Below are 21,896 nucleotides of genomic sequence, written 5' to 3' on the forward strand. Positions count from 1 at the left end.
TTGGGTGCGGATGCGGATGCGGATGCGGATGCGGGTGCGTGAGCGGAGGCGGCGGTGGAGGCGGAGGGATGGGAGAGAACGAACGTTCTGTCTCGCTCAAGTTTGGGTGCGGTGGCAGTTGCGGAGGCGGCTGCGGGTGCGGGTGCGGGAGCGCAGGGGAGAACGAACGTTCTGTCTCGCCGGCGTGCGGCGGGGCGGGCGCGGGGCCACGGGCGGGCTCGGGGCCGCGGGCGGGCGCGGGAGCTTCGGCGGGCGCGGGGCCACGGGCGGACGTGGGAGCGCCGGTGGGCGCGGGGCCACGGGCGGGCGCGGGAGCGCCGGCGGGCGCGGCAGCGCGGGCGGACATCTCGGCGACCGTGACGGCCTGGGTGACGGTGACGTCGTCGAGGACGCCGAGGGCACCGATCACGATGCCGGCGAGCAAGAGGCCGCGCATGTCGATGCCGCCCAGGGTGGCCGAGAGGAACGCGTCGTCGTCGGTGGCGACGCCGGTGAGGTGCATGGCCGCGGTGAAGCCGGCACCCAGCAGGCCGGTCAGGATCAGGCTGGCCAGCGTGCCCGCGACGGCGACCGAGGTGTGCACGTTGACGCCGTGGGTCAGGTACAGGGCGGCGAACATGATCGCGGAGGAGCCGACCACCGCGGCGAGCAGCGGCGGTGCGCCGTCGAGGATCGCCGGGATGATGAAGAGCAGCAGGACGGCGAAGCTGATGGCCAGGCCGGCGAGCGAGGTGAGCCCGCGCCATCGGCCGAAGGCCAGGATCGCCGCGACGGTGAGGGCCAGCAGCCAGGTCATCGGGCGGCCGCGCTGGTGGTCGACGATCGCGTAGTCGGAGCCGCCGGGCACCGCGCCGGGCGTGTGCAGCAGGATCACCTCGTCGCCGGCGCGCACGGTGACGGCTCCAGGGCCGCTCGGGACGTCCACTGTGACCTCGGTGCCGTCGTCGAGGCGCACCGCCGCCGCCTGGCCGTTGATCGCCGTGACCGTGCCCTCGACGCGGTCGTTCTGCCCGGAGGCGACCTTGGTGCGGGCCGGCCACAGCACGATCATCGCGACCAGCGTGATCACCGCCGCGGGGATCAGGACGGCGGCGACGATCCGCCGGGTGCGCCGCGAGGCGGCGGGAAGAGGCGAGTGCGAGTGCGCGTGTCGGCCGGTCACCGCGCAAGATTAGCCGCCGAAAACATGCACAATTGCTGATACGCGCTGCGCAATCAACGACAGAGGGATTGACAAATCAATTTTATTCATGCGCAAGCGAGAATGAGTGATTGACTCATCACTGCGGGTGTGGAAAGACTTCCGATCATGGGTTAGGTTGGGAAAACCGCCAGGCGGGAGGTCGCCATTGTGCCCGATCTGAAACCCCTCCATCTGACCCCTCGGACAGCACCAGCACTCCGTTCGGTTCTCGACGATCCGGCCCTGCTCACACAGCTGATAAACGGCCTCGGATCGCCGCTCAACATCGTTCTTCCCGATCTGCTCGAAGCAAATGTCGAGGCTTTTCGCGAGTCATATCGCCGCCATCGGCTGCGCGGGCGCATCTACTTCGCGCACAAGGCCAACAGGTCGGCCGCGCTGCTGCGCCGGCTCGCCGCCACCGAGGCCGGCGCCGACGTCGCCTCGCTCGCCGAATTGCAGCACGCGCTCGGCGCCGGGTTCACCCCCGATCGGATCATGGCCACCGGCCCCAAGAACAGGGAGTTCCTCTGGCTCGCCGCCCGCACCGGCGTGATCGTCAACGCCGACTCGCCCGGCGAGCTCACCGACCTGGCCGACCTGGTCGCGGCGCACGGCCTTCCCCGCGTGCGGGTGATGGTGCGGCTCTCCGGCTTCGCGTCACAGGGCGTCCAGGTGATCAGCCGGCGCAGCCGCTTCGGTGTGCCTTCGCGGGCTCTCGCGGAGGTGCTCGACCTGCTCGAGAAGCACCGGGAGGAGCTCGAGCTGGTCGGCGTCGCGTACCACCTCGACACGATCGGATGGCCCGAGAAGGCGGTCGCGCTGGAGGGCTGCCTGGCCGCGCTCGAGGAATGCCAGGCGCGCGGGCTGCCGGTGCGCTCGGTCGACATCGGCGGCGGGTTCGGCGTCAACTACCTGGCCGACGGCGCCGAGTGGGAGCGGTACACGTCCGAGCTGGCCCAAGCCGTGCTCGGCAAGCGTGAGCCGATGACCTGGAACGGGCACGGCTACGGCCTGCGCAACGACGCCGGCACGCTGCGCGGGGTGCTCGGCCTCTATCCCGCGCACCGGCCCGTCTCCGGCGCCGGATATCTCGATCAGCTCCTCGGCGCCGACGCGCCCGGCCTGCGCCGGCCGCTCGGGTCGCTGCTGCTCGACACCATGTACGACCTGGACATCGAGCCGGGCCGGGCGCTGCTCGACCAGTGCGGCCTGGTGCTGACCCGGGTGCTCGAGGTGCGCGGCGAGCTCGTACGGCTCGATTGCAACGCCCGTGACGTGAGCCTGGAGGAGCACGGCGTCCTCATGGACCCAGTGTTGATCTCACGTGAGAGCAGATCGGACGATCCGGCCGGGGTGTATCTGCTGGGCAACCTCTGCCTGGAAGCCGACCTGATCACCCGCCGCAAGGTGTTCCTGCCGCGCCGGCCCGAGCCCGGCGACCTGCTGGCCTTCGTGAACACCGCCGGCTACTTCATGGACTTCAGCGCCACCCAGGCACTGCTTCAGCCGATCGGCCGCAAGGTGGCGGTCTACCGCGACGGCGGGGTCTGGCGCTGGTGCCTCGACGAGCAGTACTGGCCCGTCCACCCGCGCGCGGAGGAATCATGAGATTCGACGACATGACCGAGGCGATCGGCAACACCCCGCTGGTGCGCATCGATCCGGCCGTCCACGGTCTGCGCAACATCGACCTGTACGCCAAGATGGAGCTGCTCAACCCGTTCGGCTCCCTGAAGGACCGGGCCGCGCTGGCGATGCTGCGCCCGCTTTTGCCCGGCGCCACCGAGCGGGGCGACACCGTGGTCGAGCTCTCCAGCGGCAACACGGCCAAGGCCCTCGCGATGCTCGCCGGCATGCACGGCCTGCCGTTCAAGAGCGTCACCAACCGCATGAAGGTGCCCGAGGTCAAGGACCTCCTGCTGCTGCTCGGCGCCGAGATCGAGGAGCTGCCCGGCCAGGCCGAGTGCCTCGACCCGACCGACACGGAGGACCCGCTCACCCGCATGCACCAGGCGCTCGCCGCGAACGGCAGCGGATATGTGCACACCGACCAGTACTTCAACGAGAACAACGTCGAGGCGCACCTCAGCGGCACCGGCCCCGAGATCGTCAAGGACCTGGACGGCCGCGCGCCCGACTACTTCATCGCCTGCGTCGGCACGGCCGGGTCGTCCACCGGCGTGGCGCGGGCGCTGCGCCAGCACGACCCGGACGTCCGGGTGATCGGCCTGGTCGCGCGCAAGAGCGACTTCATACCCGGCATCCGGACGATCGACGAGGTGCACGAGGTGGGCCTGTTCGACCCGGGCGTCTACGACACCGTCGAGACGATCGGCACGGACGAGGCGATCGACGGCATGCTCACGCTGATCCGCCGCTGCGGCACCCCGGCGGGACCGACCGGCGGCGGCGCCTATCAGGGAGCCGTGCGCCATCTGCGCGAGCTGGACGCGTCGCTCACCGAGCGCCGCACCGCGGTCTTCATCGTCTGCGACCGGATGGAGAGCTACCTCAGCTACCTGCGGGAGAGGCGGCCCGAGCTGTTCGGCCGGCCCGCGCGCAACAACGATCACCGAGCGCTCTCCGACGCCGAGGTCAGGGACGCGCCGACGATCGGTGTCGAGGAGGCCCGCGACTGGCCGGGCCTCGTGGTCGACCTGCGCAGCCCGTACGCCTATCAGGCCAAGCACATCGCCGGCTCGATCAACATCGTCGACGAGATCTTCGACGAGCTGCTCCACGGTGGACTGCCGTTCAGCCGTACGCAGCAGGTCCTGCTCGTCTGCCCGGTCGGCGAGAAGTCGGCCCGCTACGCCGCGCTGCTGCACCGGATGGGACACCCGTCGGTGCGGTCGCTGGCCGGTGGCATCATCGCGTGGCGCGACGCCGGCGCCGAGCTGGTGCGTGCCTGATGATCGGCGTCGGCGAGCATACGGACACCATCCGCGAGCTGTTGCCCTGGCAGGCCGGGGTGCGGGCCCAGTTTCCCCAGATCGTGGCCCATCCCGGCGTCGCCTATCTGGACAGCGCGGCCACGTCGCAGAAGCCGCAGGCCGTCCTCGACGCGGTGATGGACTATCTGACCACGGGCAACGCGAACGCGGCCCGTGGTACCTACCCGTGGGCCAACCGGACGACGGCGCTGATCGACCGGACCCGCGATCAGCTGCGGTCCTTTCTGGGCGACGCGTCGGCCCGCTCGGGGGTGCACTTCGTCGGCGGTACGACCGACGGGCTGCGCGCGGTGGCCCTGGACTGGCTCGCGCCGCAGCTGCGCGACGGCGACGAGATCATCGTGCCGTTCGCCGACCACAGCGCCAACATCGAGCCCTGGGTCGAGGCGGCACGACGGGCCCGGGTCCGGGTCCGGGCCATGCCGTACGACGAAGCGCACGACTACGACACGGACCGGCTCCGCGCGATGATCGGCCCGCGCACCCGGCTGATCGCGGCCACCCACGTGCACCACGTCTACGGCAACGACATGAACGTGCACCGGCTGCGTGCCGCGGCCGGGCCCGAGGTGCCCATCTGCCTGGACGCCGCGCAGGGCTTCGGTCACCTGCCGCTGTCGGTGGCCGCGCTCGACGTCGACTTCGTGGTCTTCTCGGGGCACAAGGCCATGGCCCTGCCCGGGGTCGGCGCGATCTGGGCGGCCAACCGGCGCGGGCCCGCGTTCGAGCCGGGCGGCTGGCACGGCTCGCCGAACACCAGCGGCATCGTGAGCCTGAGCGCCGCCATGGACTGGCTGGATCGGACCGGCCTCGACCGGATCTCCCGCTGGAGCCGGGCGCTCGGCGCGCGCCTCACCGACGGGCTCGACCGGCTCGACAGCTACGCGGTCCTCGGCTGTCAGAGCAGCCTCTCGGCGGGCTCGGCGGTGCAGCGCCGGCAGGGCATCGTGACGTTCCGGCACCGCGAGATCTCCTCGAACGATCTCGGCTTCATCCTCGAGAGCGACGGGTTGCTGGTCCGCGCTGACGGCCACTGCCAGGGTGACCAGGGCGAGAAGGCGTCCTCGGTACGGGTGAGCCTGCACGCGTACAGCACGGTCGAGGAGGTGGACCGCCTTCTCGACGCGCTGGCGGCACTCGATCGGTGATGCGCGAGCGGAAACGACACCCGGTCTGTTAGAAATGGTTGTCGTTTCCGTACAGCTTGCGAGGATGGGCCCATGCCGTCGACCGCGCTCGACTCCGATCGCTGGCGCAGCACGTGGGACGAGGTGATGACCGGCTTCGTGCCCGGCATGGCCGGCCTCGAGTCCGCGATCGCCACCACGGTCGAGGCCGTCCACGGCGGCGCCCCGGCCCGCTGCCTCGACCTGGGCGGCGGCCCCGGCGTCCTCGCCGAGCGCATGGCGGCCCGCTGGCCGTCCTGCCGTGTCGCGATGGTCGACCTCGACCCCGTGCTGCTCACCCTGGCCCGCGCCGGCGTGCCCGACACCGTGGCGGTGATCGACGCCGACCTGGGCTCGGGCTCGTGGGCGCACTGCGCGGGCCGCGGGCACGACCTGATCACCTCGGTGATGACCGTGCACTACCTGCCGCCGTCCGGCATCCGGCGGCTCTACCGCGAGTGCCGCGACGCGCTCGCGCCCGGCGGCCTGCTCGTCGTCGCCGACCTGATGCCGGACGACGGCCTGCCGTCGGTGATGGGCGCGATGGACCCGGCGCCCGGCGAGGCGGCGGCCGAGCTGGCCTGGGTGCAGTGGTGGAGCGATCTGGCCGAGGCCCACGAGTTCGGCGGCCTGATGGAGGCGCGCGCCGAGGTCTTCCGCGACCGCGCGCCCGCCAACTTCGCGGGCTCGGTCGCGTGGCACGTCGCCGCGACCCGCGAGGCCGGCTTCGCCGAGGCCGGGCTCATCTGGCGCGACGGCCGCCACGCGGCCCTCGCCGCCCGCGCCTGACCGCGGAGCCGCGCTCGTCACCCTGGGCCGGGGCTTGAACCGGACGGCCGTCGATCCGTTGTCAGGGTGACGGTCCGCGAAGCCCCGCCGGTCCGCGGGGTGATCGTGCTGTCCGCGGGGCGATCCGAGAAAGAAGCCATGAGCCGCAGCAGCGATCCCGCCTCCACCCGGCCGCCGATCAGCATCCTGGCCGGCCGGTACCGGCTCCGCCGCCCGCTCGGGCAGGGCGGCATGGGACGGGTCTGGGAGGCGCGCGACGAACTGCTCGGCCGCGACGTCGCGCTCAAGGAGATCGCGCCCGACGGGCTGACCACCGACGAGCTCGGCGACCTGCGCGAGCGTGCGATCCGGGAGGCGCGCGCCATCGCCCAGATCAGCCACCCCGGCGTGGTGCGCATCTTCGACGTCGTGGAGCACGAGGGCACCCCCTGGATCGTGATGGAGCTGATCCGGGCGCGGTCGCTCTTCGACGTGGTCCACGAGGACGGGCCGCTGGAGCCGGCGCGCGCGGCCCGGATCGGCCTCGACGTGCTGAGCGCGCTCCAGGCCGCACACCGGGCCGGGATCCTGCACCGCGACGTGAAGCCGGCCAACATCCTGGTCGGCGGGAACGGCCGCGTCGTGCTGACCGACTTCGGCCTCGCGACGGCGGCCGGCGACGCCGCGATGACCCGGACCGGGGTGATGCTCGGGTCGCCCTCCTACCTGGCGCCGGAACGGGCGCACGACGAGCCCGCGTCGGCGAAGTCCGACCTCTGGTCGCTGGGCGCGACGCTGTTCGCCGCGGTCGAGGGGAAGCCGCCGTATCAGCGCGTGTCGCCCATGACGACGCTGGCCGCCCTGATGGTGGAGCCGCCGGCGGTTCCGGAGCGGGCGGGGATCCTGGAGCCGGTGCTGGAGGCGTTGCTGGAGAAGGACCCGGCCGCCCGCGCCGACGCCGACGAGGCGGCCGAGCTCCTGCGATACGTCCTGTCGGAACCGGTCGACACGCGGGCGCCCACGGCTCGCCCGCGCCGACGGCGGATCGGCGTCCTCGTGGCGCTGCCGGTGATGGCCGTGGCGATCGCCGCCGCGGCGATCGCCGCGACGCGCTCCGATCAAGCTCCGCCGGCGGCGGTCGTGCTGCCGGCGCCCAGCTCGGATGCGCCCCGCGCCACGCCCGGGACACCGGCCCCCGCGCCGTCCCTGTCGGCTCCCCGCTCGGTCGCGGCCTCGCTCCCGGCCTCCGCCAAGCCCACCTCCAGCCGGCAGACCACCCCGCAGCCGTCTCGATCGCCCCAAGCCGCGGCGCCCACCGCTACCCCGTCGGCGGTCAAGACGGCCACGAGCGCGGCACCGAAGCCCACTGCCGTCTCCGTGACCTTCGAGGCCGAGTCCTACACCGACAACCACGGCACCGAGGACTCGTTTCCCACCGAGGCGAGCGGCGGCCGCGTGGTCGGCAAGACCGACAACGGCGACTGGGTCGGCTACGCCAACCGTTCCCTGGCCGGCGTGCGCAAGGTCAGCCTGCGGTACGCCGCGGGCGACGGCTCCACCGACATCGAGATCCACGCCGGGTCGGCCACCGGCCCGCGGCTGGCCCGGGTCACCCTGACGGGCACCGGCAACTTCCAGACGTACGCGACCGTGACGACCGCTCTGAGCACGACCGGCTCGGGAGCGCCGTACCTGGTCTTCCTCGGCCCGCTCGCCTCGGACATCGACGTCGTGACCCTCGCCTGACGGCCGGGGAGCGAGACCCGGTGAGGCCCCGCTCCCCGGTGCGTCACCGCGAGCTGATCAGCAGCCCCGGCACGACCGTGCGGCCGGTGCGGAACTCGGTGTAGGCCCACTGCTCCACGTCCGGCTGCGGGCCGACCGGCGTCAGCGTGACCTGGCCCGAGCCGCCCCGCGTCACTTCCGGCGGAGTGCTGAGGGTGGCGTTGCGCTTGTCGCCGTTGGCGGGCACCACGGTCACCCCGAGCCGGTACGAGATGTCGGCCGTGTCGGTCGACTGGGCGTGCACGTACGCCGTGTAGACACCCGGCGGCGGGAAGAACCGTACGACCCGCTCGTTGCTGTGCCAGAACGCCCAGCTCCGCTCGACCAGCTTGCCGTCCTTGTAGAGGTACAGGTCGAGGTTCTTGTTGGGGTCGTCCGAGGCGGTCTGGACGATGAGGCCCGCCGTCCCACGCGGCACCACGATCTTCGTGCCCTGGGTGCCGACGCCGCCCGGCGCGAAGGAGCCGCCGCTGACGGTGGTGCTGAGCTGCTTGTCCGTCCAGGTCACCGGGGTGTATCCGGTGGTACGGCCGGCGAGCGGGCCGGTGAAGCCCGGCTCGAGGTAGCCCTGCCCGAAGCCGCCGACCCGGCCGAACTCAAGGCCCGTGTCGTCGTACGGCCGCGGGGTGAAGCCCCACGGGCGGACCGCGACGGTGAACCGCACGCGGTGGGCGGCGCTGGCGAAGACCAGCGACCCGGTCGTGTAGCGGTCCCACGTCGCGCTGCCGCGGGCGAGCTTGATCGTCACGGTCGCCGTCGCGCCCGGCCGTACCGTGAACGTCTTGGGGCTGATGTCGACGTCCATGCCGGACAGCCCCTCGACCCGCGCTCGGTAGGTCTCGGTGCGCGTGCCGACGTTGGTGAGGCGCCGCGTCACGACCACGGGGTGCAGGCCGTCGTACTCCCGCAGCGCGATCGACGGCAGGTTGAGCTCCTTGCCGTCCGGCGCGGCGGCCGTGGCAAAGGCGGTCAGCGACGCCGCGGAGGGCTCGACCACCAGGCCGGGATCGCCGGCCCGGGCGACCGCCGGCAGGCCCGAGCCCTGCCGCAGCGGGCTGCTGGTGCCCTTGGTGTCGGCCGCCGTCGTCCGCAGGGCCGAGGCGACAGCGCCCGGCGACCAGCCCGGGTGACGTGCGCGCAGCAGGGCGGCCATGCCGGCCACGTGCGGCGCCGCCATCGAGGTGCCCGAGTACGCGTCGAAGAGCCGCCCGCCGGCCATCGGTGACACCGCGGCGACCACGTCGACGCCGTCCGCCACGAGATCCGGCTTCTGGAGCCCGGTGTGCACCTGGTCCGGCCCGTACGAGGAGAGGCCGGCCACGCTCGGCACGCCCGCGAGGCTGGACCCGTCGCCGCCGGTCACCAGCGCCGCGGTGCCGTCGTCGCGGTGCGCCCACAGGTAGTTGAAGATCTGCCCGGCCTGCTCGGCGCTCCACAGGTAGACGGTGGGGAAGTCGTAGATGATGTTGAGGCGCGCGTTTCCGGCCGTCTGGAAGAGCACGACGCCGACGCCGCCCTTGGCCCGGACCTCCTCGACGGCCTCGGTGGAGTTGTCGAAGTCGCAGGCCACGATCTTGCCGGCGACCTTGGCGCGATCGAGGCTGCCGCCGAAGCAGAACTGGGCGCCCGCCTCGACCGAGCCGGCCCGGTCGGCGAAGACGATCGGGGTCCGGCCGCGCGCGGGCAGCACGTCCATCGAGGTGCCGACGATCTTCGTGCCGTCGCCGAGGCGTACGGTCGCCTCGTTGGCGCGCTCGACCGCCGCGCCGACGGTGGTCACCCACGGCTCGGCGTTGCTGATCATGCCGGACATGCCGTCGTTGCCTGCCGAGGCCGCGACGAAGACCCCGGCGAGGTAGGCGTTGAGGAACGCGTTGCCGATCGGGCTGTTCGCCTGGTAGTCGCCCATCGCGTTGCCGATGGAGTAGTTGATGACGTCGACACCGTCGGCCACCGCGGCGTCGATCGCGGCGATGATGTCGGCGTCGCTGCCGGAGCCGCCCCACAGTGCCTTGTAGACGGCGATCTGCGCGTCCGGCGCCACCCCGGAGATCTTGCCGAGGTCGCGCCCGAGCACCATCGCGTGCTCGACGGGCAGCCCGGCCGCGGTGGACGCGGTGTGGGTGCCGTGGCCCTGCATGTCGCGCGCGGAGAGCACCTCGCCGTCCGGCAGCGAGCCCGCCATCGCGAGCCAGCCATCAGCGAAGTACCGCGCTCCCAGGATCTTGCCGTTGCACGCGGACGCCGGGAAGCCGTCACCGGTCTGGCAGGTGCCGTGCCATCCCTTCGGCGCCGGCATCGTGGCCGCGAAGGACGCGCTCTCCGGCCAGATCCCCGTGTCGATCACCCCGACGACGATCCCGGAGCCCTTGCCGGGAGCGGGCTTGCCCTTCCCGCCCGAGCCGGCCGGGGTGGCGGCGGATCCGGTGCCGGGCGTCGCGGCGTCGGCCTTCACGACCTGCGCCTTGCTCACCGCCGCCACCCGTGGGTCCTTGGCGAGCGACGTGGCCTGGGCCGCGGTGAGGTTCGCCGTGAAGCCGTTGAAGGCTGTCGTGTACGTCAGCCGAGCCCGGGCGCCCACGTCGGCGAGCACGTCCTGCTGGGCGGCGCCGAGGTGCTTGCGATACTTCTCGGCCGCCGCGGAGTGCGGTTCGAGCTCCTGCCCGGCCGCCGGCCTGGTCGCCGCAAGACCGTCGACCCCTCCGCCGTACGAGGTGACGGGCGCCTCACGCAGCCGCACGACGTACTGCCCGTCGGTCAGCGCCGCTGTCGCGGACCGCGGGCGCAGGGCCGCCCCGCCGGTGAGCGCCGCCGGTGTCCGTCCTTCGCGCAGGAGTCCCAGGTCGGGCGGTGGTGTGCCCGGCCGGGCCTGCGCCGGCCCACCCAGACCGGTCACGGTCAGGGTGAGAGAAAGAGTGAGCGCCGACAGCGCTCGAAGGCTCGTGGCCACGAGACCCCTTCCCTTTTCGGAAAGTCACGTACATGGATGTGGCCACACTGAACACTGAACCGGTTAACCTGGCGTACCAAGATCATTACGATTACCCGTCATCGATGCCCGTTCGGGCGATGAGGCTTGTCGATCATGACCCGTAGGCTGGCCGCACCATCGACCACGGGGGTCACCCAGATGCACAAGCTCCGATCAGCCTTCACCGCGTTGGCAGTCGCCGGCGCCACGGCGATCACCGTTACCGCCGGTGCCGGACCCGCTGCGGCAGCGGCACCCGCCGCACTCACCGGCGGCGCTTTCCTTCCGGTCAACGGCGTCGCCGACGTCGCCGTCGACCCCACGCACCAGCAGGTTCTGATCACCGACATGGGCAGCGGCGAGCTGCTCTCCCTGTCGTACTTCGGCGGGGTGCAGAGATCCGTCGTGGCCGGCGCCGAGGCCCAGGGGGTCGGGCTGTCGCCCGACAACTCGACCGTCTACGTCACGGTCGGCAGCGAGCACGAGATCATGGCCTTCGACGCGGCGACGCTGCGGGTCAAGCGCGCCTACGACGTCGGAGAACAGGTGTGGCCGCGCGACGTGACGGAGATCGGCGGAAAGATCTGGTTCGCCTACGACAAGGGTCTCGGCTCCCTCGACGTGGCCACGGGCGAGCAGAAGCTCTACGACGTCGGCCTCGCCGCCCAGATTCCTCTGCTGTTGACCGCGCCCGGTGCTCCGGGCACCGTGGTCGTCGCGGACGCCTGGCGCTTCGCTCCGGGCAGCGGCAGGCTCGCCGTCTTCGACGTGTCGAGCGGCACGGCGGTCGTGAAGACCAAGGGCCAGTTCGGGGACGGCTCGCTGCGCAATGCCGCGCTCACTCCGGACGGCTCTTCGCTGATCGGCTTCGGCAGCGGCTGCACGATCTGGAAGTCGCCGCTGTCGGACCTCGGAAGCAGGACCGTCGCGTACGACAACGGCCTCTGCGAGCCGGTGTCGGTGGACATCAACACCGACGGACGCGTCGCCGTCAGCAACGGCAACTTCGACGGCACGGCGGACGTCACCGTCTGGCCGGCCGGTTCCGCGGCCCCGGCCGAGCAGTTCACCGGCCCGGCCTCCGACGAGGTCTGGCAGGTCGTGTGGGAGCCGGGCGGTGACCGGCTCTTCGCCTTCAGCGCCTCCAACGAGGACTGGACGTTCTGGCCGATCCACGGGTCGCAGCCGGTCCGCAGCACCATGACGATCAACGCTCCGGCCACCGTCGCGCCGGGCGACGCCGTGCGGATCACCGGCAAGCTCAGCCGTCCCGGCGGGACCGTGCGGCTCACCCGCGACTACCCGAACACGCAGGCGCTCAAGAAGCAGGTGGACGTCACCACCGCCGACGAGAACGGGAACTTCACCCTCACCGACGCGTCCCCCGACGCCGTCCCCGCCCGCTACACGGCCAGCTATGGCGGCACCGACACGGTCGGCCCGGCGTTCGCCGCGGCGACGGTCCTGATCCAGCGGACCACCCCGGCCCTCACCGTCAGCCACCACAACTCGGTCAACGGCTACGGTTCGACCGTCACCGTCACCGCTCACCTCGGCACCACCCGCACCAACCGCATGGTGCAGATCTGGGCCGACCCGTACGGTGCGGAGCCCGCCCGGCTGCTGCGCAACTACCTCGTGGACGCCAAGGGCAACCTCACCGCGTCGCTGAAGCTCACCCGCAACACCGTGATCGAGGCCAAGTTCCTCGGCGACACGAAGACCGCTCCGGCGTCCGCGCGCTCGGTGCTCTACACGCGGCCGGCCGTCACGCTCCAGCCGTCCAGGCAGTACAAGGCAGCCAAGATCGGGTCAGTGCCGTACCGCTTCTACCGCACCACCGTGCACCCGTACTTCCTCACCACCATGACCCCGTACCCGGGCCGCAAGCAGCGCCTCGAGCTCGACGTCTACTCCGGTGGCAAGTGGAAGCCGTGGCGCGTGCTCAACCTGCCCCTCAACAGCGCCGGCAAGTCGGCCTTCACCCTGACCGGCACCCATCCGGCCGGCGCGAGGTACAGGGCACGCACCGCCTACGTCTACGGCACCTCGGGCGACACCGCCAACTACACCACCTACACCCCGTACTACTACTTCACCTTCACCAAGTAGGACGGATACCGGCCGCTCGCGTCGGCACAGGTGACGCGAGCGGCCGGACACCACCCGGTGGTCGTTACGCGGGCTTCGCGCCGCTCACCACCACCATCTCGCACGGTCCGGTGAACCCGTCCGGTCCCTCGAAGCGGCGGAGCTCCTCGGCGATCTCGGCCCAGGCGGCGTCCTGTTCCTCCGCCGTCAGCCCGGCGAGCATCTGATGCAGCGCGCCGAACGACTCCCGCTCGAAGCGAACGCACTCGGCGGCACTGGACATCCGCAACGGCGCCGGCACGGTCTCCGCTCGCACGTCCTCGAAGCCCGCGTCGGTGAGAAGCCGCTCGGCGACACCCGGCTCGCCGAGGCTGAACGGGCCCGGCTGGCCGGGCAGCGGGGGCGGAAGCTGGGCACGGCGCCGGATGATCCCGACCGGAACGGCGAAGAAGCCGTTGCGCTCCGCGGTGGAGTAGACCACCGCCGCGAAGCGCCCGCCCGGCCGCAACGCCGCCCGCACACCGGCCAGCGCGGCTCGCTGGTCCGGAAAGTAGATCAGGCCGACTCGGGAGATGACGGCGTCGAAGGTTCCGGCCTCGACGTCCAGGTGCTCGCCGTCCATCTCGCGCGCCTCGACCATGCCGAGCCCCGAGTCGGCGACATACTTCAGGATGGCCGGTGAGATGTCGGTGGCCAGGACGTACCCGGTGGGCCCGGTCCGCCGCGCGGCCGCGGCGCTCTGCCCGCCCGTTCCGGCCGCCACGTCCAGGACCCGGCAGCCGGTGCTGATCGCGGCGGCGTCCAGCATCCGGTCGGTGGCGGCGCCGAGCCAGTCCTCGATGGCCGGTCCCCATCGGTGCCAGGCCTCAGCGGCCTCCTCCCACTGCGCCCGGGTGGTGCTCTTGTAGCGGGTGGGGTCGAACATGTCGTGCCTCCTTCGGTGAGTTCTCACCCCTCTACGCGCCAGATCCGGTCGGATGTCCGCCAGAACCGGTCTGGCATCTTCCCCCGCCGGAAAGAATGCGCTGGTGACGCCGTTCGTGGGTCGCGGCGAGCCGCTGCACCGGCTGCTGGCCGCCCATCACGCCTGCAGCACCGGGCCACGGCCGCGCCGGGCGGAGCTGGCGCTGGTCACCGGCGAGGCCGGGATCGGCAAGACCGCGCTGCTGAGCCGGTTCGCGGCCGAGGCCGGCCCGGTCCTCTGGGGCACGTGCTGGGACGACGAGCGCGCTCCGGCCTGGTGGCCGTGGACGCAGGCCCTGCGTGCCCTGCCCGCCGCGGACGATCCCCGGCTCGCCGCCGTCCTCGGCCGTCCGGTCGCGCCGCAGGCCCCCGAGGACGACGCCCGCGTGGCGGTCTTCGACGCGGTCAGCGCGTTGCTCGACCGTGCCGCCCGCTCCGGACCGGTCGTCGTCGTCCTGGACGACTTGCAGTGGGCCGACGCGTCGTCGGTGCGCCTTCTGCGGTTTCTGGCTCGCCAGGCGCGCGGCAGTTCGTTGCTGCTGATCGGTGCCTTCCGGCCGGACGAGCTGCCGCCCGCCGTCGCCGGCGAGCTGGCCGACCTGGCGACCACGGCGGAGTCGATCGGACTGGCCGGGCTGTCGCCCGGCGAGGTCGCCGACCTGGTGCGCGGCGTCTCCGGCGCCGGCGCGGCCGAGCGCTGGGCGGCGCTGGTGCACGAGCGCAGCGCCGGCCATCCGTTCTTCGCGCGCGAGCTGTGCCGGCTGCTGGAGGCGGGCGGTGGCCCCGGCGATGTTCCGGCGGCGGTGCGGCAGGCGATCGGTCATCGCCTGGCCCGGCTGCCGGCGGAGTGCGCTCAGCTGTTGGACGCGGCCGCGGTGGCGGGCACCGAGCTGCGCCAGGACGTGCTCGCCGACATGCTCGCCGTCCCTCTGCCGGAAGGCCCGGCGCGGGAGCTGATCGCCGAGCGAACCGCCCGTGCCGCCGCGGCCGGGGTGCTGACCGACGGCCGTCCGGTCCGCTTCGCCCACGACCTGTACCGCGAGACGATCTACGCGGCGCTGGACGCCGGCCGGCGGGCCGAGCTGCACGCGCGAGCCGGGCGGGCGCTGCTGCGCCGCCGTGAGCGGGGCGGGCCGGTCTTCGCCGCCGAGCTGGCCCGGCACTTCGCCGCCGCCGTCGGCCGCACCGGCGCCGAGACGGCGGTGACCTGGGCACACGCGGCCGCCGACGAGGACGGCGGCCGCTATGCGTTCGCCGAGGCGGCCGCACACCTGCGCCGGGTCAGGTCGGCGGTGGACGGCGCCGGATGCCGGCTCTCCGCCGCCGAACGGGTGCGGTTGCTCACCCGCGAGGCCGATCTGCGGCTGCGGGCAGGCGAGACGGCGACGGCACGAGCGCTGCTCACCGAGGGCTGGCCGGTGGCCGTCGCGGAGGGTGACGGTGACCTTCTCGGCCGGGTGGCGCTGGGCCTGGACGCGATCGGCGCCCGCTTCGCCATGCCGCGCACCGACCTCATCGGCGCGCTGGAGGCCGCGCGGGCGGCGCTGGACGGGCGCGGCACGCCGACGGAGGCGCAAGTCACCGCGGCCCTCGCCCGCCAGCTCCAGCATTCGGTGCCGGCCGACCGCCCGCGCGCGGGCCCGTACGCCGAGAAGGCCGTGCTGATCGCCCGCCGCCTGGACGACCCGGCCACGCTGGCCGGCTGCCTGCTGGCCCGCCACGACTCGCTTTGGACCCCGGGCACAGGCGCCGAGCGGGCCGGCATCGCCGCCGAGATCGCCCTGGCCGCGCGGCGGGCCGGTAATCCCGAACGCCTCGCCCAGGCCCTCCTGCTCTCGGCCAGCGCACACCTCGAGAACGGTTCGGCCGCCTTCCGGGCCGCCTTCGCCGAATACGCCTACGTGACCGAGCAGCTGCGCCAGCCGCGGCACGATTACTACCTCCGGATCCGCCGGGCCGCGCTGGCCCTGCTCGACGGTGATCTCGACGACGGTGAGCGGCTGGTCGACGAGGCGGCCGCGCTCGGCGAGGGGGTCGGCGACAGCGACACCGGCAACGTCCGGATGTCGCAGCGGCTGGAGCTCGTGCGGGCCCGCGGCGACCCGCGGGAGCTGCGCCGGACCGCGGAGGAGGCGGTGCGCTGGTGGATCGGCGCGCCCGCGCACGCCCATGCCGTGGCGGCCGGGTTCCTGGCCCGGGCGGGCGACCTCGAGGGCGCGCGGCGGGAGGCCGACACCGTCCTCGCGCTGCCGGACTGGCGGGCCGACCGGTCGTACCTCTGGTCGGTCTTCGCCGGCGAGCTGGCCGTCGCCGCGATCGCGCTGGACGACCGGCCCCTCTGCGAGCTGCTCCTGGGCGATCTGCTGCCGCTCGCCGGGTCGTGTGCGGTGAACGGGGCCCTGGTCTGTTTCATGGGGGCGCACGATCACCGCATCGGGCTGCTCCAGGCCCGGCTCGGTGACGTCGAGGCGGCGAGACGGTCGCTGTCGTCCGCGCGGGCGGTCCATGTGCGACTCGGCGCGCGACTCTGGGCCGAGGAGAGCGGACGGGCGATGGCCGCGCTGCCACCCGAAGCGGCCCTGCACCGCCGGGGTGACCTGTGGGAGCTGCGCTATCAGGGCCGCAGCGCCGTGCTGCGCGACGCCAAGGGCCTGCACGATCTCGCGGTCCTGCTCGACCGGCCCGGCGTCGAGGTGCCCGCGGTCGAGCTCGCCGCCGCGGGGCGTGTCATGGTCCGCGACCGGATCGCGGAGGAGCCGGTGCTCGACCGCGCCGCCGTCCGGGCGTACCGGAGAAGACTGGCCGATCCGGTGGACGAGGCGGAGCGGGAGCGACTGCTCGCGGAGCTGCGCCGGGCGACGCGGCCGGGCGGTGGTGCGCGGCCGCTCGGGCCGGACAACGCCGAGCGGGCCCGCAAGGCGGTGACGGCCCGGATCCGCGACGCGATCAAACGGATCGAGGAGGTGCTTCCGGCGCTCGGTCGGCACCTCGACCGGACGGTACGCACCGGCCACCTGTGCCGGTACGACCCGCACTAGCCAGGCCGCCCGCGTCGAGACCAACGACGCGGGCGGCCGGACCGGAGCTACTTGGTGATCTTCACCGAGTAGGACTTCTTGGCCGAGGAGTTACCGGCCTTGTCGGTCGCCCAGTAGGTGACCTTCAGGGTGCCCTTGGCGACGCCCGTGACGCCGATCTTCCAGGCGATGCCCAGGACCGGCTTGGTGTCGGCGAGCACCTTGGCCTTGGCCGCTGCGTCCGCCTGCGACGCCGCCTTGACCCACTTGGCGCCGTCGAAGTAGTGCCACTTGCCCGAGCGCTCCTGGATCAGCGTCGCCTGCACCTTCGCGACACCCAGGCCCTGGTCGGCCACGAGGCCATGGACCGTGCGCCACGACGACGCGGTGTCGGCGCGGAACGGCACCATCAGCGAGACCGCCGGGGCGATCTTGTCAGCGGTGACCTTCACCGTGCCGGCCGTGGCCGGGGTGCCGGCGCCCGCCGCGTTCCACGGCGTGACCGTCACCTTGAAGCTGCCGCCCGTGCCGTACGTGTGCGTCACCGGGGCGCCCTTGGCGGCGACCTCGGTCGTGGCACCGTCGCCCCACGCGACGACGAGCTTGCTCGCGCCGTCCACCTTGCCGACGTTGAGCACGGCCTTCTGGCCGGCCCAGATCGACGTCGGCGCGAGCACGTTGTGGCCGGTCGGCTGGGCGGAGACCAGGACCGTCGGCGCGCCCATGAACGCGGCCGCGGCGCTGTTGCCCGCCTCGTCGGTGAGCGTCACCGACACCGTGTACGTGCCGGGCTTGGCGTACGCGTGCGTCGCGGTCGTCGCGCCGACGGCCAGGGTCTGGGGCGCGCTGCCGTCGCCCCAGTTCACCACCCGCTGGATCTTCGCGACGGCGCTGACGTCGTCGCTCAGCTCGACCTGGGTCAGCGTCGCCGACTGGCCGGCCCAGAGGGCGACGGCCGCCCCGTTGAGCGCGAACTTGCCCGTGGGCGCGGTGCCGTCGAGCACGCCCGCGGTGGAGCGCGGCTGCGGGTCGGCGGTGATCGGCGAGTACTTGGCGAGGTAGTTGACCAGCATGGTGAGGTCGTTGTCGCCGGTGGTCACCTTGTCGTCGCCGGTGGCGAGGGTGGCGAAGTTGTCGCCGCCCGACGCGAGGAACGAGTTGGTGGTGACCCGGTACTCGGCGAGCGGGTCGATCGTGACGCCGTTCAGCTTCAGCGTCGAGGCGATGATCCGCTTGCCCTGGGGCTGGCTCGCGTCGTACGAGTAGGTGAGCCCCTTCGACACGCCCAGGTGCAGCAGCGGACGGGACGCCGTGGACGGCTGCCACTGCTCCTCCAGCACCTGCTTGATCTTGGCGCCGGTGAGCGTCTGGGTCACCACGTCGTTCGCGAACGGCTGCACCGCGAACGCGTCCGCGTAGGTGACCGTGCCGTCCGTGCCGTACTCGAGGTCCTTGCGCAGACCGCCCGCGTTCATGAAGGCGATCTGCGCGCCGCCGCGGCCGGGCGCGCTGGTCTGGTCGAGCTGGACGTCGGCGATGAAGTTGCCCAGCACCGACTCGGAGCCGCGGTCCTCGGCACCCGTGCTGGTGTAGGCGCGCCTGATGGGCGCCGTGATCTTGCCAGCCGTCTTCCCGCCGAGCTCGGCCGCGGTCCCCTTGGCCTTCTCCACGATGGTCGCGACCGCCGGGTCGGCCGGGTAGCCGGTGACGTTGAGCAGCTCCGCGGTCGACTCGGTCACCGACTTCGTGGCCGGGTCGTAGGTCAGCACCGCCTTGCCGAGCCGCAGGCCGTAGTCCTCGGCCTGGATGACCGGGCGGGTCCGGTCGGTGCCGGGCACCGGGACCTCGAAGGCGTACGGCTCGTGGGTGTGACCGCTGAAGATCACGTCGATGTTCGCGTCGACCTTGGTGAACTTCCCGAAGACCGGGTCGTTCTGGAGCGCCTCGGCCGAGCCGATGTTCGCGGTGGCCGCGCCCTCGTGGGCGAGCAGCACGAGCACGTCGGCCTCGCCGTTCGCCTCGTTGCCGTCGGAGAGCTGGGTGGCCAGGGTGTTGGCCTCGGCCACCGGGTCGCGGAACTCGACGCCGACGATGCCGTCCGGGCTGACCAGCGACTTGGTCTGCTCGGTGACGACGCCGATGTAGCCGACCTTGACGCCGCCTACCGTCTGCACGCTGTAGCCGGGCAGGACCCGCTGGCCGTTCTTGTAGACGTTCGCGGCCAGGTAGGGGAAGTTCGCCCGGTCCTCGACGCGGCCCTGGAGGTCGGCGAGGCCCTTGTCGAACTCGTGGTTGCCGACGGCCGAGACGGCCAGGCCACCGCTGTTCAGCGCGTCGATGGTCGGGTTGTCGTCGTCGATCGCCGAGATGAAGGTGGACGCGCCGATGTTGTCGCCGGCCGACACCCACGCGGTGTTCGGGTTCTGCGCGCGCAGCTGGTTGACCATACCGACGAGCTGGGCGGCGCCGCCGGTGCCGGCGGTGGGCTGCTCGAGCCGGCCGTGGAAGTCGTTGATGCTCAGCAGCTGGAGGTCGACCGGGCCGCTGGTCGTCTTCAGGCCGATCACGACCGGGTCGTGGTCGCTCGCCCGGTACGGGTCCGGTGCGTAGAACGGCGCGTAGCCGTCGTACTCGTACGCGAAGGACTCGACCGAGTTGATGTTCCAGATGTCCACGCCGGTGACCCGCTCGGCCAGCGAGCCCGTGGCGAGCGCGTGGTCGAGCGAGCCGGACTCGCCGCCGAAGACGTACGACGACTTGTCGGGCGCGTGGGTGGTGTGCAGGTCGCTGTAGCCCGCGTCGTAGAGGACCTGCATCGGGTCCTCCTGGGTGTACGCGTTGAAGTCGCCGAGCAGCAGCACCTCGTCGCTGCCGCTGGAGGTCTTCAGCCCGTCCACGAAGGTGGCCAGCGCCTTGGCCTGCCGCACCCGGTCGCCGTTGTAGGCGCCCTGCCCGTCACCGGTGTCGACGTTGTCGCCGGTCGGGGTGACCGACGCGCTCTTCGACTTGAGGTGGTTGGCGACCACGGTGAAGGTGGTCCGGCCGGCGGTGAAGGTCTGCGCGATCGGCTCGCGGGCGTTCGCCCACACCGTCTCGTCGCTCAGCGAGCGCGAGGCGCCCTTGGTCGCGACCTTGGCCGGCTTGAAGATGATCGCCGTGGTGATGTAGTCCTGCTCCGCGGCGCTCGGCAGCTCGGCGGGCGAGCGCACGTAGTCCCACGTGCCCGCGCCGTCGGCCTCGTTGAGCGCGCCGACCAGGGTCTTCAGCGCCAGCTGCGGATCGTTCGCCTCGAAGCGGACCGAGTTTTCGATCTCCATGAGCGCGACCACGTCGGCGTCGAGCGCCGTGATCGCCGAGACGATCTTCGCCTGCTGCTTGGCGAGCGCCGCCGCGTCGTCCGCGCCGCGCGCCTCACCACCGAAGTGGACGAAGTAGTTGAGCACGTTGAAGCTGGCGACCTTGATGTCGCCGCCGACGTTCGCGGGCGCGCTGGCGCGCGGGTTGGTGTCCTTGAACGTGGTGCGCTCCGCGGCGGGGGTGGCCGCGTCGATCGGGGTGGCCGGCTGGAGGCGCCACTCGTTGAGGCTGTAGTTCAGGACCGACGGGCCGAACTTCTCGACGGTGTCGCCCACCCGGACCGGGTCGTCCTTGGCGAGGTACGGCGGCGCGAGGCCGGCGCTCGACAGGTTGGTGGTGCGGCCGTCGTCGAGCAGGATCCGGGCGGCCTTGTTGGCGGCCTTCACCTGGGCAGCGGCGTCGGTGCCGGGCCGGGCCACGTCGGTCGGCACGCGGGCCGCCTTGTCGCCGGCGGCCAGCACGACCTCGCCGTAGCGGTTGGTGTTGTAGACGTCCGAGACCGTGAAGGTGCCGACCGGGGCGACCAGCATGCCCTCGACCGACTCGCGGGCGGCGTCGTCCAGCGGGAGGCTCAGCGCGACCGGGGAGGGCAGCGGCGCGTTGCTCGCGCAGACCTGCACGTCGGCCTTGGCCGAGGTGGTGATCTCGGTGAGGCCGTTGAACTCGCTGACCGTGCCGGTGACCCGCACCAGGTCGCCCACGGCGACGGACGGGTGGATCGCGGTGCTGGTGGTGAAGTAGGCGAAGATCGCGTCCGAGGCGGTGCCCGCCCGGACCGCGCGGTCGCCGCCGCTGCCGGCCGTCTGGAGGTAGACGCCGTTGTAGCCGCCCGCGCGGTGGTCGGCGGTCACGACACCCTCGACGGTGACCTTGCTGCCGGCCATGCCCGTCGCCGTGCCGGTGCCCTGCACCTCGGCGATCGTGGCGGTCGGCGTGGTGGTGCAACCCGGCTGCGGCTCCTCCGGCTCCTCCGGCGTCGTGCCCGAGTTGACCTTGCCGAACGAGTGGGCGGCGGGCGCCTGCCATGTGCCGTCGACCTTTTGCAGCGACTCGCCGGCCGGGGTGGTCGAGGTCTCGGCGACGCCGAGATCCACGCTGGTCCGGCCGGAGGCCGGTCCGCCGGCCGCGGTCATCGTGCCCTCGTACGAGAGGAACTCCACGACCGTGCCGTCCGGCTTCACCAGAGCGACGCCGTCGGGGGCACCGTTCTGGAGGCCGTCGACGGGGTAGCTCTGCACGACCACACCGGCGGCCGGGACGGCCCCGCTCAGCGTGGTGGTGTTGTAGACGGCGTTGTTCGAGCCGTTGTAGAGGACGATCTGCCAGCCGCTCAGGTCGAAGCCGGCCGGGGCCTGCACCTCGATCGCCTCACCGCTGTCGGTGCCGGCGTTGTCGTAGTGGATCTCACTGATGAACGGTGACTCGTCGGCCGCGACGGCCGGGCCGGCGAGGGTGAGCCCGAGGGCGACGGCGAGCGCCGCCGCCCCGGCCGAGCGCACCATCAGCCCGGGTCTGCGTGTATATCGACGCATTGAAGATTTTCCTCCGATGGACGTTGATCCGCCGGAGATTATGGATCTCGAATGACGATCGATTCTCTTTCCGGTAACGAATAGGGGTTTTCGCAGGTGAAGACTG

Annotated in this window: 11 protein-coding genes; 7 read left to right on the plus strand and 4 right to left on the minus strand. The window is 72.4% G+C overall.

Going from position 1 to position 21,896, the window contains the following annotated elements:
- Nucleotides 1-1,162 (minus strand): YibE/F family protein (locus Ade02nite_RS50310; protein WP_275409930.1); only part of this gene is annotated, 1,162 nt, incomplete at its 3' end.
- 189 nt (nucleotides 1,163-1,351) lie between these two features.
- On the opposite strand from Ade02nite_RS50310, the gene Ade02nite_RS20030 reads away from it, so the two are divergent.
- The 5 genes from Ade02nite_RS20030 to Ade02nite_RS20050 all read left to right on the plus strand — a co-directional run bounded on the left by Ade02nite_RS20030 (nucleotide 1,352) and on the right by Ade02nite_RS20050 (nucleotide 7,820).
- Complete coding sequence (locus Ade02nite_RS20030; protein WP_239168896.1) at nucleotides 1,352-2,794, plus strand: Y4yA family PLP-dependent enzyme; 1,443 nt, start codon at nucleotides 1,352-1,354, stop codon at nucleotides 2,792-2,794.
- Nucleotides 2,791-4,098, plus strand: a complete 1,308-nt coding sequence (locus Ade02nite_RS20035; protein WP_203765560.1) for a pyridoxal-phosphate dependent enzyme — start codon at nucleotides 2,791-2,793, stop codon at nucleotides 4,096-4,098. Before Ade02nite_RS20030 ends, Ade02nite_RS20035 begins: the two co-directional genes overlap by 4 nt.
- Entirely contained in the window at nucleotides 4,098-5,288 is a 1,191-nt protein-coding gene (locus Ade02nite_RS20040; protein ID WP_203765562.1) for an aminotransferase class V-fold PLP-dependent enzyme, read from the plus strand. The genes Ade02nite_RS20035 and Ade02nite_RS20040 overlap by 1 nt, the downstream gene beginning before the upstream one ends.
- 72 nt (nucleotides 5,289-5,360) lie before the next feature.
- Nucleotides 5,361-6,095 carry a class I SAM-dependent methyltransferase gene (locus tag Ade02nite_RS20045; protein WP_203765564.1) on the plus strand — a complete coding sequence of 245 codons (735 nt, stop codon included), beginning with the start codon at nucleotides 5,361-5,363 and terminating at the stop codon, nucleotides 6,093-6,095.
- A 138-nt stretch (nucleotides 6,096-6,233) separates the two neighbouring features.
- Entirely contained in the window at nucleotides 6,234-7,820 is a 1,587-nt protein-coding gene (locus Ade02nite_RS20050) for a protein kinase domain-containing protein (protein WP_203765572.1), read from the plus strand.
- Nucleotides 7,821-7,863: 43 nt separating this feature from the next.
- On the opposite strand, the gene Ade02nite_RS20055 is transcribed toward Ade02nite_RS20050, so the two are convergent.
- Nucleotides 7,864-10,809 (minus strand): S8 family serine peptidase, encoded by a 2,946-nt coding sequence (locus tag Ade02nite_RS20055; protein WP_203765574.1) that lies wholly within the window; start codon nucleotides 10,807-10,809, stop codon nucleotides 7,864-7,866.
- A 135-nt stretch (nucleotides 10,810-10,944) separates the two neighbouring features.
- Between Ade02nite_RS20055 and Ade02nite_RS20060 the strand changes: the two genes are divergently transcribed.
- The gene (locus Ade02nite_RS20060) at nucleotides 10,945-12,942 is read left to right on the plus strand and encodes a YncE family protein (RefSeq protein WP_203765576.1); all 1,998 of its coding nucleotides are present in this window, start codon (nucleotides 10,945-10,947) and stop codon (nucleotides 12,940-12,942) included.
- Between the two features lie 64 nt (nucleotides 12,943-13,006).
- Here Ade02nite_RS20060 and Ade02nite_RS20065 read toward each other — a convergent pair whose 3' ends face one another.
- Entirely contained in the window at nucleotides 13,007-13,846 is an 840-nt protein-coding gene (locus Ade02nite_RS20065) for a class I SAM-dependent methyltransferase (RefSeq protein WP_203765583.1), read from the minus strand.
- Nucleotides 13,847-13,949: 103 nt separating this feature from the next.
- On the opposite strand from Ade02nite_RS20065, the gene Ade02nite_RS20070 reads away from it, so the two are divergent.
- Complete coding sequence (locus Ade02nite_RS20070; protein WP_203765585.1) at nucleotides 13,950-16,922, plus strand: ATP-binding protein; 2,973 nt, start codon at nucleotides 13,950-13,952, stop codon at nucleotides 16,920-16,922.
- Between the two features lie 47 nt (nucleotides 16,923-16,969).
- Here the strand turns inward: Ade02nite_RS20070 and Ade02nite_RS20075 are convergent, their stop codons facing one another.
- Nucleotides 16,970-21,760 carry an ExeM/NucH family extracellular endonuclease gene (locus Ade02nite_RS20075; RefSeq protein ID WP_239168897.1) on the minus strand — a complete coding sequence of 1,597 codons (4,791 nt, stop codon included), beginning with the start codon at nucleotides 21,758-21,760 and terminating at the stop codon, nucleotides 16,970-16,972.
- Between the last annotated feature and the right edge of the window lie 136 nt (nucleotides 21,761-21,896).

The organism is Paractinoplanes deccanensis (genome assembly GCF_016862115.1).
Lineage (GTDB): Bacteria > Actinomycetota > Actinomycetes > Mycobacteriales > Micromonosporaceae > Actinoplanes > Actinoplanes deccanensis.